Source organism: Bradyrhizobium sp. OK095 (assembly GCF_900109945.1).
Lineage (GTDB): Bacteria > Pseudomonadota > Alphaproteobacteria > Rhizobiales > Xanthobacteraceae > Bradyrhizobium.
The window spans coordinates 1-14,758 of the sequence record NZ_FOBX01000024.1 but is presented as its reverse complement, the minus strand read 5'-3'; the positions used below and the strand labels follow the sequence as shown (position 1 = coordinate 14,758).

Below are 14,758 nucleotides of genomic sequence, written 5' to 3'. Positions count from 1 at the left end.
TCATGGCGACGTTCTGAAAAAGTTCTTAAGCGTGAGGGGAGGCTAGGCGCCTCACTCCTTCAGGTCGTTCACGCGCCTCACCCAGACGCGCACATCCGCGAGCACTTCGGGCAGCACCGCCTTGGCCTCGGCCACGCTCATGCCCGCCTTGATGCGGGGGTCATAGAGCAGATTGAGGATATACTGGTCGTAGACGTCGAAATAGCCCATCGAGACGTTGTCGTTGAACATGGTCCACGGCACGCTCGTGGTGTCGTTGATGGGCCCGAGCGATTGCAGCAGCTCCTCATAGGCGCAGTCGAGGAAGGTGAAGTCGCCATTGTCGACGGTGAGAATGACGTCGGAATGCTCGATCTCGAAATTGTCGTTCTTGCGGAAACCGGACAGGCATTGCGGATCGAGCGAGGTGCGGATCTCGCGCGCCCGCTCCGCGCCGTAGAAGCTCGTGATGGTGCGGAAGAGATCGCGGTCGCGCACGAGCTTGACCCGCACATTCGCAGCCTCGCTGGTCGCGGTCATGGCGATGTCGAGATGCTGCACGTGCGCGCCGATGTCGGCGACGACTTTTGCCAGTTGCGCCTTGCGGTCGGTTCGGTCGCTGTCGGCGAACACGCGCACCGGCCCGTCGAACTTGCGGATGCGGTCGACACGGCCGGCGAGGTGATATTCGGCGCCGAAGGCGGTCTTGAGAAAGCCATCGACGATCTCGCCGTCGGTAAAGCTCTTCTTCTCGAGGCGCTGGCGTGAGGCGATCGCAGGCAGTTCGCCCGCGGCGGCGATGGTAGCGGTGTCAGACACACATGTGAGGATCGCGAGCGCCAGCAGGGCGAAGCGGAGGGCAGCCGAGGGCGTGATCAATGCGCTCATCGTCACCCGACGCTGCCGTATTCGCGTCGTGCACACAAGTCCGCATATTCACGCGGCCCGCGGGTTCCCGCCGCACGCCGCCTGTCAGTTGTTCAGCACGACCACGGTGGTGCCGACCCCGACGCGGCCGTAGAGGTCGCTGACGTCGTCATTGGTCATGCGGAAGCAGCCCGAGGAGACCGCCTGGCCGATCGTCTCCGGTTCGTTGGAGCCGTGGATGCGGTAGAGCGTCGAGCCCAGATACATCGCGCGCGCGCCGAGCGGATTTTCGATGCCGCCCTTCATGTGACGCGGCAGGTCCGGCCGGCGGGCGATCATCTGCGACGGCGGCGTCCAGTCCGGCCATTCCTTCTTGGCGGTGATCCTGTGCACCCCGCCCCAGCGGAAGCCATCGCGGCCGACGCCGATGCCGTAACGCAGCGCCTGGCCGTTCTGGAGCACCAGATAGAGCCGGCGCTCGCTGGTGTTCACCACGATCGTGCCGGGCGCGTAAGTTCCGGAGTAGTTGACGGTGGTGCGGGGGATCGGGCTGGAGCCACCCTGGAAGAAGTTGGGGCCGCCGCCCATGATATCGCGCGAGTCGACCCCTTCGGCGAACGCGCCGCCGGCCATGGCCGTCAGCAATGCGATAGCGGCAATCGGTGCGGCAAAAAACCGGATCATTGTTTCCCCCAGCAAAAAATCGATTCAACCAATGCCAGAGGCCATATTTGCGGGCTTTTCGCAAGCCACGGCCCCGTGAGAGACGCCATGCTTAACGATTGGCGTTACCAAATCGGCAACCGGGCCGCTTTGCCTCAAAGCGTTAGCCAAACCGCTGCGTTGCCATGCGGGGCAGGGCCGCGATGCCGCCTATTGCTTTGACTGATACCGCGAACAATGATTGATCGGACGGATATTGGATATTGCCGGTTGCGGGAGCAAAAAGAATGAACGGTGCGGAAAGCCTGGTGCGGACGATGGTCAAGGGCGGGGTCGACGTCTGCTTCTCCAACCCCGGCACCTCCGAGATGCATTTTGTCGCAGCGCTCGACCGGGTGCCGGGCATGCGCTGCGTGCTCGGCCTGTTCGAAGGCGTAGTGACCGGTGCCGCCGACGGTTATTTCCGCATGAAGGGCACGCCGGCCTCGACCCTGCTGCATCTCGGCCCCGGGCTGGCCAACGGCCTTGCCAATCTGCACAACGCCAAGAAGGCGAATTCCGGCATCGTCAACATCGTCGGCCAGCATGCGGTCTACCACATCGCTTACAACGCGCCGCTGACCTCCGACATCGAGGGCCTGGCCCGGCCGATGTCGTCCTGGGTCCGCACCTCGCCGAATTCCAAGTCGGTCGCTGCCGACGGCGCCGCGGCGATTGCCGCCGCCAAGAGTGCGCCGCCGCAGATCGCGACCCTGATCCTGCCTGCCGATACCGCCTGGAACGAAGCCGACGGCATTGCCGAGGTGCCGGCCGAGCAGCAGCGCGCGAGCTATTCGCCGCAGGCGGTCGAGCAGGCCGCAAAAATCCTGCACGGCGACGGCGAGGGTACGCTGCTGCTGATGACCGGCAGTGCGCTCAGCGAGCAGGGCCTGGCGCTGGCCGAGCGTATCGCGAACAAGACCGGCTGCACCGTGATGGGCCCGACCTTCCGCCCGAAGATGGCGCGCGGCCGCGGCCGCTTCTCGATCGACCGCATTCATTACGTCATCGATAACGCGCTGTCGATGCTGGCGAAGTTTCGCCACATCGTGCTGGTCGAGTCCGACGATCCCGTGGCGTTCTTTGCCTATCCGAACAAGCCGAGCATTCTCAAGCCAGAGGGTTGCGATGTGCATCGCATGACCTCTTGGGGCGAGAATTCGGTCGCCGCACTGGAAGCGCTCGCCGGTGCCGTCAAGGCCAGCGCCAAGGACGTCAAGCCGCAGGCCCTGCAGGAATTGGTGAAGCCGACCGGCGCGCTGACCCACGCCTCGATCGCGCAGGCGATCGCCTACGCGATCCCCGAAAACGCGATCATGGTCGACGAGTCCCTCACCACCGGCCGCGCCTTCTTCCCGCCCACGGCGGCCGCCGCCCCGCACGACTGGCTCCAGAACATGGGCGGCTCGATCGGTTTCTCGACGCCGCTCTCGATCGGCGCTGCGATCGCCTGTCCGGACCGCAAGGTGATCTGCATGGTCGGCGACGGCAGCGCGATGTACACGATCCAGTCGCTGTGGACGCAGGCCCGCGAAAACCTCAACATCGTCACCATCGTGTTCGCCAACCGCATCTACCAGATCCTGCGCGGCGAGTTCGACAATGTCGGCGCCGGCGAACCCGGCCAGCGCGCCAACGACATGCTCCGGCTCGACCGGCCGACAATGGATTTCGTGGCGCTGGCCAAGGGCATGGGGGTGCCCGGCCGCTCCGTCACCAATGCCGACGAGTTCAACAAGGCGCTGGCCGAAGCCGTCGCCGAGCCCGGGCCGCGGCTGATCGAAGTCCAGATGTAAGGCGCAAGCAACTCGGAGCGCCAAAGGTCGGGAGGCAACATGCAGACCGAGCTGAACAAGGTGATCGCGGCGCTCCGGGACTTCTACGCCCACGAAGGATTTTTGTTCGAGAAAGACCTCGGCGAGCGGGCGGTGACGCACCGCTTCGCTGTCTATCTGGAGCGGCAGTTTTCAGGCTGGTCGGTCGACTGCAACTACGACCGGCTCGGCGAGCGCACGCTGCATCTGCCGCACGGCACCATCATCTCGACCGACGATCATCTGGGAAAGTCGATCTATCCCGACGTCGTCGTGCATCAGCGCGAGATCCCGAACAATCTGCTCACCGTCGAGATCCGCAAGGCGAGCAATCACACGCCCGTGGAGCACGACCAGCACAAGCTGCGGGCGCTGACCGATCCGCATGTCTGGTTCGCCTACTGGATCGGCGTGCTGCTGGTGCTGGACAAGCAGCATGTGACGATGTCGGAGGTTTATGTCAGCGGCCTGCTCGATCAACCGCTGTCACTCTGGTTCGCGACGCGCCTCGCGGAGAGCGGATTAGGGGCCGCTCATAAAACTGGGGCGTGACGGGTTGAGGTCGAAGCCAAGTTCGGCCGCGAACACCACTCTCTCCGTTCCCTCCCCCCTTGCGGGGGAGGGGCAGGGAGAGGGGTACCACACGGGGATTCTTTCCGTCGCGCACCAGCCCAAGTACATCGTCAACAACCGAAACTTTTTGCTGGGCCACCCCTCTCCCTAGCCCTCCCCCGCAAGGGGGGAGGGAACGTACCGTCCTCGGGGCACACAGCGAGTCACATCTGGCTCAAGCGCGCCACGGCAAAAGGCCGCTCGCACGACACGAGCGGCCTCTGCATCATTGTCCGTCACAAGCTCAGTGCAGCGGATCGCCCTGGCCGAGTGCGTAGGCGACGAGGTCCTTCAGCGCGAAGCCGGAGCCGGTCACCGGCGTCCATTGCGGGTCCTGCGACAGCACCGAGGAATTGTCGCCGAACATCATGCCGAGGAAGACTTCAGCGACGATGCGTCCGCCCACGGGGCCGAGCTGCGGCGTCTTGACGGTGCCGGGTCCGCCGGTGACGGGGATCGGGACGTCGGCCTTGAACTGCGCGGCCTCGGCCAGGATGTAGGTCCAGAGCGGGCAGTTGCCGGCAAACGCGCCGTTGGCGATGGTTGCGATCTTGACCTGCGGATCGCCGGCGCCCGGCTCGTCGACGGCCTTGCCGATGATGATCTGATCGTCCGTCAGCGGCGTCAGATTCATCGCCTTGGCGACGGCCTGGCCTGAGGGCAGGCCGAGCCGCCAACTGCGCTCGAGATTGCGGAGCGCCAGCGACGACGGATTGGACGCGACCTCCGGCGGCAAGTGGGCGAGCGGGTCGACCAGCGACGAGTCGATGCGATAGGCGAACTGAAGCCGCCGCTTGTTGTCGGCGTTGGTGGGATCGTCCTCGACGCCGTAAGCGCGCGTGTCGAGATCGATGAAGCGGCCCCAGTCCATGGCGCGTCCCGGGCCCATGGCGCGGAAGCCGGTCAGCGCGTTCTTGTCGGGATTGTGCGGATCGGGGAAGATCTGCAGCAGCATGTTGTCCGCGTCGTTCAGCCGATAGCCGGGGCGGATCATGGAATGTCCGAGCCGGTAGGCCGCGACCGAGAACTCGACCGGCATGAACGGATAGGTCTTCCAGTGGTAGTAAGCGAGCTTGCTGCGGTCGTAGTGACCTGCGGTCTTCAGCGCGTCCAGTACGTCGGCATTGACGATGCGCGGCAGGAAGTCGTTCAGCGCGACGTATTGATAGTGGAAGCGGACGCGCTGCTGCACCTCCTCGAACGACAGGCTGTCATTGTCGTCGACCATGCGGTTGTGAAAGCGCAGCATCAGCGCCTGGAACTGCGAGACGATGCTGTTCTCGTCGTTGCGGGGATCGCCGATCAGCGCCCGGCCCTTGAAGCGCGGCAGGTCGCTTGCGTCGGGCACGCCCGCGCCGGTCAGCTTCTCGCCGAGGCGGAATTTCTTGCCGTCATACATGTAGGGCTGGTCGTTCGGGCCGCGGCCATAGACATTGTCCAGATCGAACGACGGCGTGCGGAAGTCGACGAGCCCGTCGGGATCCTGCTGCTTGGTCAGCGAGCTGACCGGATCGAAGGTGACGTCGTGGTCGATGAACTGGCCGAAATAGGTGTAGAGCGCGGGAATGCCGCTCTCCTCCGCGTCGGGCCCGTCCTTCGGCCCGTCGAAGCCGGCAACCATCTTGTCGGCCAGCGCCGAAAGGTTAGCGATATTGTCGGAATCTTTCGCGCCGAATTTTGCCGGCGCAAGCTTGCGGAACATGCGGCCGAAACGGCCTTGGGACAACGAGGAACGTGTTGCGTTCAGACCGCGCGGAACGACGGCGTGGCGGCTGCTCATGAAGAATCTCCCTGAAATGTCGAGTTGAAAGCAATCGGATCAAGTTGTGCGCGCTGGAATTTGCAGGCTAGGCGCGATGAGGCCTGCCGCGAGCGAAATGGATCACAATTGTCGGCATCAACGATTTTTCGGAGGAGGCGTTCTGCGAACAAGCCACGGCAGCGTATCGCGAATTTGCTCCGCGGCGACGACGGATAACATTCGCGTCATCGATGCACGGCTGGCAGCCGGTGCGGATCGCCGCAAAGAGTTGCAGCGGCGCGCGCGTGCGCGCGCCGCGCTATCGTCAGTAGTCGCGCTGCTGCGAGAAGGCGTAGCGCGGATTGACGCCGCAATAGGCTGACGTTCCGGAGGCGGTGGCCTGGCACTGCTGATAGCTCGCGAACTGGCAGTTGCCGGGATAGCCCCAGATGCGCCCTTGCAGGCAATATCTGTCGTTTGCGGCGTGGGCCTGGGCCGCCGGGGCTATTGCGGCCATCAAGGCCGCGAACGATGCGAGCGTGAGGATGGTGCGACGCATTTCAGACTCCTGATCGGGCGCGTCTGCAAGAACGTTTGGAAGAACGCTTGCGAGGGCGCTTGTAATGGGAACACCAGCTCAATCTGCGTGTTCCCGGATTTCGTCGACACTTTGTCGTGCTTGTCTTGGTGTCCTGACTGGGCACGGCGTTCGACATGGGCCTATGATGAACCAGGCGGCGCTGAGCTATGTGATCTCGGCCACAGTAGGCCGCCGGGTTCGCGCCTATCGTGCGCAGACTTGCAGGCGCCGATCCCGGAAGCCTACGCTTCGTCTCATCCCGATCAGGTCAATTTGCGGATCAGGTCATTTTGGAGGTTTTGATGCAAAGATCATACTTGCTGGCTGCGACAGCAGCGCTGGCGCTTCTCATGCAAACACCGCTCGCGCTGGCGCAGACCGCGCCGGCTGCCGGCGGCACCGCGACGACCGCTGCGCCCGCGGCGACAGCGCCCGCGGCGACAACGACAACGCCGAGCGCAACCACCGACACTTCCAGCCAGCCCTCCGACTCCAAGAAGAGCGCATCGAAGAAGCCGGCGAAGAAAAAGATGACGCGGCAGCAGGAGATCGATCATTCGGTCGACAGCGGCACCGTTCCCGCGCGCTATCGCAGCTCCGTGCCGAAGCAGTACCAGCAATACGTTCCGTTCGAGAAGCAGTGACGCGCGCGGCGGCGTGGCGCGACGAGGCGTCGCGCCGCCGGGCTTGCGAATCGGGCCATACATCCCCTGTGGCGGTCTGCGCGAGCGGTGCTAGAGTAGCCGAAGCCCGGGGGGAGTGATGAGCGACGACGTGAAGGATGCTGGCCTTGTGGCCATGATCAGCAGCATCCTGGGAGGTGGCAAGCGCGCGGACAGCATGACGCCGCCGCCGCTCGCAGAGGTTCCGCCAGCCGCGCCGTCGAACGGATTCGAAGCGGCAGCCGCGCCCGCCCCCTCGGCGATGCCGATCAAGCGCGAGGATGCGCCCAGCACGGCGTCGGCGGCCGTGCCGGTCGAGCAGGCTGCGAAAATCGCCACGACGGCGGACGGAAGGAAACTGCTGCCTGCGGAAGCGATTGCCGATCTCGTGCTCGGCGAATTGCGCAAGCTGGAGGACTTCCCAGTGACCGGTGCCTCGGTCACCGTCTATGGTTACAGGCACTGGAACGCGATGATCACCTTCGCGCCGTTCTCGACCAGTTTCCACAACGCAACGCGGTTCCGCCAGGCCATGCCGGACCTCGTCTTCAAGCTCCGCCGTTTCGTCGAACTTGAGATATAGTCGGGCGATGTCGGCAGCGGCCCGGCGCGATTCCCAGCGATGGATCGCGATACGAGGCATGCGCGTTGACCCGAAACCGTTCGACAGGATTTTGAATTGAGCGTCGCCTTTACCAAGGAAGAAAGCGCCGAGACCGCCTCCGAGACGCTGCTGCCGGATCGCCCGATCTCGCCGCATCCGAACCTCGTGACTGAAGCAGGCCTGAAGGCATTGCAGACGCAGCTCCAGGAGGCGCGCGTGGCTTATGAAGCCGCGCAAGCCATCGAGGACGTCAACGAGAAGCGCCGGCAGTCGGCGGTGCCCCTGCGTGACGCCCGCTATCTGACGGAGCGGCTGCGCACCGCGCAGGTGATTCCCGATCCAGCATCGACCGACACAGTCGCCTTCGGCAGCACGGTCACCTTCAGCCGCCCCGACGGCCGCGTGCAGACCTATCGCATCGTCGGCGAGGACGAAGCCGATCCGAAGGCCGGCTCGATCTCGTTCGTAGCCCCGGTCGCGAGGTCGTTGATGGGGAAGGCGGTTGGCGATGTCGCGGGGTTGGGCGCGCAGGAGATCGAGGTCTTGTCGATTGCCTGAGATGCTCTCCGCCGTGTCCGCGAAACAAATCTCGATGGCCGCATGAGACGGTTTCTGTCGGGCGCGCTGCCGTTTTACGCGCTGGCCGGACTGGCCATGTGCATGTACCTCGTCCTGTACAAGACTGACCTCTTCGACTTGAACGCCATCGTCCAGGATGCAACCGGTTCACCGTGGTTTCCGGTCTTCATGTTCGTCTGCGTGCTGCTGGAGTCGGTCTTCCCGTATTTCGGCTATTTTCCCGGAACCGCCCTCATCCTGATGTCGGTGGCACTCAATCCGAAGCCAGCGGATGCCGCCGTTTTCATCGTGGCGTGGCTGGCCATCATCATCGGCGCGGTTCTCAGCTACGGGCAGGCTCGCTTCTTCAGACCGCTGTTGCAGCGGGTTGCCTCAAAAGCGGCACTGAGCCGGTGCGAGTCCCTGCTCGACGCCTACGGTCCGTATGCGCGCGTCGCCTTGTTCGTTCATCCCAACGCTTGCGCGATGTACTTTACGGCACTCGGACTTCTCGGCCGCAACCTGACGCGAGAGCTCGCTTATCTCAGCGTGGGGGCAGCGGCGTCTGTGGGCATTCTGTTCGTCGTCGTGACCCGACTGGTGTCGTCCGTAGGCGCCACCGATGATGGGGATTTGCAAGTGCTGCTGGCGGCAGGCCTCGTCGTCATCGGCACCCTCGTCGGTCTCTACGCGGCCTGGCGGCCGGGGCGGGCGGCTTAAAGCTTGATCCGGAAGAGTGCATGTGAACCGGCGCGGTCTCACCTCTTGCTCCGTCATTGCGAGCGCAGCGAAGCAATCCAGAATCTATCTGCCGCAGCAGTCTGGATTGCTTCGCTGCGCTCGCAATGACGACGGGAGACGATGCCATCATGCTCCTGTTTTGCCCGACGGAGCAAGTAAAAATTCGGAAAATACGTAACTCCTTGATCCGACTGACGTCGGCTACTGTGCATGGGGTTGTTTCGACATTTTTGATTTGGACGGCCCCAAGCGCCGCCAAGCGTCGATGATCGTCAGCAATCGGCAGGGGTTCAGAAGGATGGATGGTGGGCGCACAAGGGATCGAACCTTGGACCTCTCCCGTGTGAAGGGAACGCTCTCCCGCTGAGCTATGCACCCGGGACCATCATGCAGACGGACGGACCTGTTCGGCCGGCCGGCACATTGGAGCCCGCGATTTAGAAGTGCGGGCCGATGGTGTCAAGTTTCGAGGTGCCTTGCGGCCCGAAAACCTTGCGTCCACCGCGCAATCCGGCGGCGGGCCGCGTTTCGGGCCGTTTAGGCGCCCTGCTGACGGGCGCGGGAGGCGTGGGCCTGCAGCGCCCGGATGCGCTCGGCCAGCGTTCCACCGCCCTCGGGCAGGGCGGCTGCAGTGGCGCCATTGGTCGCGGCGTCGTTGGCCGGGCGCGGCGCCGGCCTCGGCGGCTGGCCAGCCTCGGCCGCGAGCAGCGCCTCGATCGGCGAGTTCGGGCCTTCGAGCTGCATCGCGAGCTTGGCGACTTCGGCGGCGATGTCGTTGATGCGCTCGCGCAGCAGCGCATTCTCCATACGCTCGGTTGCCCAGGAGCTTTCCGCCTGCTGCTGGATCGCATTGATGTCGCGCTGGAGTTTTGCGCGCTCGTCGCGGGCCGTGCCGAGCTGTTCTTCCAGCGCGGCCTTTTCGGCGCGGAGCGCTTCGAATGCGGCCGAGGACTTGCCGCCGCTCAGGGCGGCGATCTCGACGCGCAGCTCCTTGACGGAGCGCTCGGAGCCCTCATTGGTCTGGCGAAGCTGGTTGTTCTCATAGTCGCGCTCGGCGAGCAGCTTGCCTTGCGTGGCAAGGCGTCCCTCGAGGTCGGTGACGCGGCTTGAGAGCATCTCGGCCTCTTTGACCTGCACGATGAGCTGGCGGTCGAGGTCGGTGACGCGCTGGCTCAGATTCTCGACGCGGCCGCGGGCATCGCCGAGCTCGCGCGAGGCGGTCTCGGATTCGGTTCGCTCCTGCGTCAGCCGCGCCTGCGTGGCCGCGAACTCCTTCTCGGCATCGCCGACGCGGTTCTTCAGCTCTTCGATCTGGGCGCGCACCGCGACCAGCTCGACCTGGCGGCTCTCCGCCATCAAGGAGCGGTCGGACAGTTCGGAATTGATTTTTGCGAGCTCGCCCTGCTTGTCGCTCAGCGCAATCTCGGCCTCGCGCAAGGATGCGGTCTTGGTGTTGAATTCCTCTTCGGTGGCACGGAGCTGCTCCTTCACCGCCTTCTCGCGCGCCTCGAGCGCGAAGATCGTGGCGTTCTTTTCGCCGAGCTCGATCTTCATGCGGTTGATGGCGTCGCTCTTCTTGCCGAGCTCGGCAAGCTGGCTCGTGGTCTTGTTCTTGAGCTGGTCGACGCTCATCTCCAGCCGTCGCGCCGACATGGCGAATTCGGCGCGGAGCTGGTCCTTGTCGGCCTGGATCTCGGCCATCGACAGCGGGGTTGCGGCCTCGAGCCGGCGCGTGGTCAGGCGGACCGCGCGGCTATGCACCAGCGGCACGATGGCAAGCCCGCACAGCATCGAGAGCAGGAAACCGATCGCCAGGTACATGATCGGTTCGACCATGGGCCAGAACTCCGAAAGCTAAGGAAAAATTCACCAATGACAATGCATGGCGGGCCGGCAAAAAGCCAGCCCTGCCCTGTTGTTAACGTGAATCCGGAACTGGAGGGGAGGAAGCCCTAGAACGGGTTCCAGGTCGCGCTCGGCGTGAATTTCAAATAGCCGATATTGGCACCCAGCCGCAGGCCGAGCCCGGAGCGGATCGGCACCAGCACGATGTTGTTGGCGGTGAGCGCCGTCATGCCGAAGCCGCCGATGATATAGGCCGAGCCGTCGAGGCCGGCGAAGCGCTGGTAGATCGCGTTGGTGGCCGGCAGGTTATAGACCAGCGTCATGGTGCGCGCGCCGTCGCCGCCCCAATCGAAGCCGAGCGAGGGACCCTGCCAGTAGACGCGCAGATCGCCGGCGTTCTTGGTGTAGAGCGTGCCTTCGCCATAGCGCAGGCCGGCGACGAAGGCACCGGAGCCTTCCTCACCCAGGATGTAGCCGTTCGGCAGGCCCCACTGGCTGACCGCCTTCTCGATGATCGAGGCGAGCCCGCGCGAGACATTGCCGAAGAAGCGGTGGCCTGCGCCCACCAGTTCGTCCGGCCCGTAGGTGCTCGGCGTCGGGGTCCGCTGCGGCGGCGGCAGGTTCGGCGGCGGCGCCTGCTGGGCGGAGGCCGGCACGATCCAGCCGACCATCGCGGCGAGCGCGAACGCAGCAAGGCGTGATGCGAAAGTCATAAAAAACCCCTGGTATCGAATCCGGTCGCTTCCTTAACCTGACGCCAACAGGCGCGGCTCTAGGTTGCGCCGGATGTCCCCTCGACTCGGATGTTATCCGCAGGAACTATGACGGCACAACGGCAGGAAGCTAGCCCTTTGCGCCCCGGAATTGCCTTGATCGGCTTCCTGGTCAGCCTGCTGGTGGGCATATGGATGATTTGCTCCTGGTTGCCGGTCCAGGCGGCCACGACCGAGCGGATCGTCGTCAACCGTTTCTCGGGCGTCGCCATCGAGGGTTTCGACCCCGTCGCCTATTTCGTCGACGGCGCCGCCATGCAGGGCTCGGCCGAGTTCGAAGCCAACCTCTGGGGCGCGGTCTGGCGCTTCCGCAACGAGGGCAACCGGGCCTCGTTCCTGGCCCATCCCGAGATCTATGGGCCGCAGTATGGCGGCTACGATCCGGTCGACATCGCCCGGGGCGTGGCCATCGCAGCCAATCCCCGCTTCTACGTGATTTCGGCGCAGAGGCTCTATCTGTTCAGCCGGGAAGCCAATCGCGACGCCTTCGCCGCCGACCCCGAGCGCTTCCTCTACGAGGTCGGCAAGCGCTGGCCGGCGCTTCAGGAGGAGCTCAGTCAGTAGCTGCCTACCGCCTGCGGGTCGCCCCAGGCGACGAACGCCGGGATGATGAAGCCGGTGTCCTGCCGCTGGCCGAAGACGAGGTCGTTGCCCTTGCCGTCAGTGACCTTGCCACCGGCCGCGGTCACGACCGCGCAACCGGCCCCTACGTCCCACTCACAGGTGGGCCCGAAGCGGGGATAGATGTCGGCGCTGCCCTCCGCGATCCGGCCGAATTTCACGGCCGAGCCGCACGTCTTTCTCACGGCATTGGGCCTCTTATCGATGAACGCTTCACTCGTGGGATCGCCGTGCGAGCGGCTCACCGCCGCGATCCAGGGCTCGCCCTGCGCCGGCAGCTTGCGGGTGCCGACCGGCTCGGCGGCACCGATGGTCGGGCCGTCAAACCTCACGCGCTCGGCGCCGCGGCCGACGATGCCGCGCCAGAGCAGCCCGAGCGCGGGCGCGCTGACGATGCCCAGCAACGGCACGCCCTGGGTCACGAGGGCGAGGTTGACGGTGAATTCATCACGGCCGGCGACGAACTCCTTGGTGCCGTCGAGCGGATCGATCAGGAAGAAACTGCCATGAAACGGCGGCGAGGCGAGCTGGGTCCGCTCCTCCGAAAGCGTCGGCACGTCGCCCGCGAGCTGCGCGAGGCCCTCGGCGATGATGCGGTCGGCGGCAAGGTCGGCCTCGGTCACCGGCGAGCCGTCCTGCTTGCCGTCAACCCGCATCGCCGCGCGGTTGACGCTAAGGATTGCTTCGCCGGCCTTCACCACCAGCGCGGTGAGCCGCTCCATCAATCCGGCTGCGGCCTCGGCGTTAATGATCCTCACCTGCATGCCTCATTCATCGGCAAATCTCGCCCCTCTATTGATTCGCCCGCAGCCCTTTATGGCCGCTTCGAACCTATCGCAAGCTAGCTGCCACAGGCTGGCGAATGTTAGAACCCGAAGCATCCGTCAAGCATGCGTGATTCGCGGCGTCCAGTGCCGTGCAATTCCAGGAACCCTCCAGGACCCCTTTATATGTCTGACGCTTCGTCACCCGCTACCGTTACCGCTCCTGATGCGCTCGAACTCGCCGCGCTCCTGTGCTCGCGGGTTTGCCACGATCTCATCAGCCCCGTCGGCGCCATCGTCAACGGGCTCGAAGTGCTCGACGACGACCCCAAGCCCGACGATCGCGAGTTCGCGCTCGACCTGATTCGCAAGAGCGCGAAAACCGCCTCCGCCCGCCTCCAGTTCTGCCGTCTCGCCTTCGGCGCGGCCGGCTCCTCCGGCGCGCAGATTGACGTCGGCGATGCCCAGACCATGGCGCGCGGCCATATCGAGGACGGCAAGTGCAAGATCACGTGGAATCTGCCACGGCTGCTGTTGCCGAAGAATCGCGTCAAGCTGCTGCTCAACATGCTGGTCGTTTCCCAGCATACGATCCCGCGCGGCGGCATGCTGACGGTCGATCCGATCGGCGAGGGCGAGACGATGAGCTTCCGCATCACCGCGACCGGACATAATGCGCGGCTGCCGCAGAACATCGCCGAGCTCTTGAGCGGCGAACGGGGACCTGCAGCAGATGCGCACGCGATCCAGCCTTATTATACGCGGCTGCTGGCGCAGGCCTGCGGGCTCACCGTGAGGCTCGCGCATGAAGGCGAAGCCATCACTGTAACCGCTTCGTAAACGAAGCGCGCCCCGCTCAAACGTTAATTGATCCTTTACAAGGCGCTTCGGCTTGTCCGGAGCGCCTTATCTCTTTGTTGGTTCCGTTCTTTTCCACATACTCAACCATTATTAAACGCTTTGCGGTGAAGCTGGCCCCATTCCGAAATGGCGCATCACAAATCGTGCGCGCCCTCCCTGTATGAAGGCCTGTTTTCATGGATGATCTGTTGCGGGAGTTCTTGACGGAAACCAGCGAGAGCCTGGACACCGTCGACAATCAGCTGGTGAAGTTCGAGCAGGAGCCGAACAACGCCAAGATCCTGGATAACATCTTCCGCCTGGTCCACACCATCAAGGGCACGTGCGGTTTCCTCGGACTGCCGCGGCTTGAAGCGCTGGCGCATGCCGGCGAGACGCTGATGAGCAAATTCCGCGACGGCATGCCGGTGACGGCGGGCGCGGTGACGGTGATTCTGGCCTCGATCGACCGCATCAAGGAGATCCTGGCCGGCCTCGAGGCGACTGAAGCCGAGCCCGAAGGCACCGATCGCGACCTCATCGACAAGCTGGAAGCGATGGTCGAGCAGGGCATGGCGGCCATGGCTGCTGGCGCCGCTGCTCCCGCGCCCGTCGCCGAATCGCCGCCGCTCGTTCCGGAAGCACCTGTCGCTGCTCCCGTCGAAGCCAAGGGCGAGCTGATCGATCAGACCCTGGAACGCCAGCTGCGCCCCGGCGAAGTCTCGCTCGACGAACTCGAGCGTGCGTTCCGCGAGACCGCGATCGAAGCACCGGTGCCCGCGCCCGTTGCAAAGGCCGAGCCCGCTCCGGCTGCTGAAGCTCCTGCGCCCGCCGCCAAAGAGGCAAAGCCCGCCAAGGAGAAAATCGCCATCAAGAAGTCGGCGGCCGACGAGACGGCCTCTGAAGGCGACCGCATCGCCAACCAGTCTATCCGCGTCAACGTGGATACGCTGGAACACATGATGACCATGGTCTCCGAGCTGGTGCTGACCCGCAACCAGCTGCTGGAGATCTCCCGCCGCAACGAGGACACCGAGTTCAAGGTGCCGTTGCAG

The 14,758-nt window shown here is 64.6% G+C and carries 16 protein-coding genes and 1 tRNA gene; 9 read left to right on the top strand and 8 right to left on the bottom strand.

The features are described 5' to 3' along the window. Positions 1 to 51 precede the first annotated feature (51 nt). A complete protein-coding gene (locus BMW89_RS36100; protein WP_177196569.1) occupies positions 52 to 867 on the bottom strand; it encodes a DUF2927 domain-containing protein in 816 nt (271 codons plus the stop codon). A gap of 84 nt (positions 868 to 951) precedes the next feature. After that, positions 952 to 1,530, bottom strand: a complete 579-nt coding sequence (locus BMW89_RS36095) for a L,D-transpeptidase (RefSeq protein WP_092035099.1) — start codon at positions 1,528 to 1,530, stop codon at positions 952 to 954. A 266-nt stretch (positions 1,531 to 1,796) separates the two neighbouring features. Between BMW89_RS36095 and BMW89_RS36090 the strand changes: the two genes are divergently transcribed. Both BMW89_RS36090 and BMW89_RS36085 read left to right on the top strand, forming a co-directional pair. Next, entirely contained in the window at positions 1,797 to 3,344 is a 1,548-nt protein-coding gene (locus tag BMW89_RS36090; RefSeq protein ID WP_092035098.1) for an acetolactate synthase large subunit, read from the top strand. Positions 3,345 to 3,383: 39 nt separating this feature from the next. Continuing rightward, positions 3,384 to 3,914, top strand: coding sequence for a hypothetical protein (locus BMW89_RS36085; RefSeq protein ID WP_092035097.1), 531 nt, complete (start codon positions 3,384 to 3,386; stop codon positions 3,912 to 3,914). Between the two features lie 304 nt (positions 3,915 to 4,218). Here BMW89_RS36085 and BMW89_RS36080 read toward each other — a convergent pair whose 3' ends face one another. Beyond that, positions 4,219 to 5,754, bottom strand: a complete 1,536-nt coding sequence (locus BMW89_RS36080) for a peroxidase family protein (RefSeq protein WP_092035096.1) — start codon at positions 5,752 to 5,754, stop codon at positions 4,219 to 4,221. Between the two features lie 286 nt (positions 5,755 to 6,040). Continuing rightward, complete coding sequence (locus BMW89_RS36075; protein ID WP_092035095.1) at positions 6,041 to 6,274, bottom strand: DUF3551 domain-containing protein; 234 nt, start codon at positions 6,272 to 6,274, stop codon at positions 6,041 to 6,043. A 323-nt stretch (positions 6,275 to 6,597) separates the two neighbouring features. Here BMW89_RS36075 and BMW89_RS36070 point away from each other — a divergent pair, with 323 nt between their 5' ends. From BMW89_RS36070 to BMW89_RS36055, 4 genes are all read left to right on the top strand, one after another. After that, a complete protein-coding gene (locus tag BMW89_RS36070; RefSeq protein WP_092035094.1) occupies positions 6,598 to 6,939 on the top strand; it encodes a hypothetical protein in 342 nt (113 codons plus the stop codon). A 118-nt stretch (positions 6,940 to 7,057) separates the two neighbouring features. After that, a complete protein-coding gene (locus tag BMW89_RS36065) occupies positions 7,058 to 7,540 on the top strand; it encodes a hypothetical protein (protein WP_092035093.1) in 483 nt (160 codons plus the stop codon). A 96-nt stretch (positions 7,541 to 7,636) separates the two neighbouring features. Then, on the top strand, positions 7,637 to 8,119 hold the full coding sequence (greA, locus tag BMW89_RS36060; protein WP_092035092.1) for a transcription elongation factor GreA: 483 nt from the start codon (positions 7,637 to 7,639) through the stop codon (positions 8,117 to 8,119). Between the two features lie 42 nt (positions 8,120 to 8,161). Further along, a complete protein-coding gene (locus tag BMW89_RS36055; RefSeq protein ID WP_092035091.1) occupies positions 8,162 to 8,839 on the top strand; it encodes an SNARE-associated domain-containing protein in 678 nt (225 codons plus the stop codon). A gap of 324 nt (positions 8,840 to 9,163) precedes the next feature. Here BMW89_RS36055 and BMW89_RS36050 read toward each other — a convergent pair. The 3 genes from BMW89_RS36050 to BMW89_RS36040 all read right to left on the bottom strand — a co-directional run bounded on the left by BMW89_RS36050 (position 9,164) and on the right by BMW89_RS36040 (position 11,418). Continuing rightward, positions 9,164 to 9,238 (bottom strand) — tRNA-Val (locus BMW89_RS36050). Positions 9,239 to 9,397: 159 nt separating this feature from the next. Next, a complete protein-coding gene (locus tag BMW89_RS36045) occupies positions 9,398 to 10,696 on the bottom strand; it encodes a coiled-coil domain-containing protein (protein WP_092035090.1) in 1,299 nt (432 codons plus the stop codon). A gap of 116 nt (positions 10,697 to 10,812) precedes the next feature. Then, on the bottom strand, positions 10,813 to 11,418 hold the full coding sequence (locus BMW89_RS36040) for a DUF1134 domain-containing protein (RefSeq protein ID WP_092035089.1): 606 nt from the start codon (positions 11,416 to 11,418) through the stop codon (positions 10,813 to 10,815). A 138-nt stretch (positions 11,419 to 11,556) separates the two neighbouring features. On the opposite strand from BMW89_RS36040, the gene BMW89_RS36035 reads away from it, so the two are divergent. After that, positions 11,557 to 12,042, top strand: a complete 486-nt coding sequence (locus BMW89_RS36035; protein WP_092035088.1) for a YHS domain-containing (seleno)protein — start codon at positions 11,557 to 11,559, stop codon at positions 12,040 to 12,042. Here BMW89_RS36035 and BMW89_RS36030 read toward each other — a convergent pair. Further along, positions 12,036 to 12,863, bottom strand: a complete 828-nt coding sequence (locus tag BMW89_RS36030) for a 3'(2'),5'-bisphosphate nucleotidase CysQ family protein (protein WP_092035087.1) — start codon at positions 12,861 to 12,863, stop codon at positions 12,036 to 12,038. The two genes, BMW89_RS36035 and BMW89_RS36030, sit on opposite strands and share 7 nt — an antisense overlap. Before the next feature lie 186 nt (positions 12,864 to 13,049). Here BMW89_RS36030 and chpT point away from each other — a divergent pair, with 186 nt between their 5' ends. Both chpT and BMW89_RS36020 read left to right on the top strand, forming a co-directional pair. Next, positions 13,050 to 13,703 carry a histidine phosphotransferase ChpT gene (gene chpT, locus BMW89_RS36025; protein WP_177196568.1) on the top strand — a complete coding sequence of 218 codons (654 nt, stop codon included), beginning with the start codon at positions 13,050 to 13,052 and terminating at the stop codon, positions 13,701 to 13,703. 197 nt (positions 13,704 to 13,900) lie between these two features. Next, positions 13,901 to 14,758 (top strand): Hpt domain-containing protein (locus BMW89_RS36020; protein ID WP_177196567.1); only part of this gene is annotated, 858 nt, incomplete at its 3' end.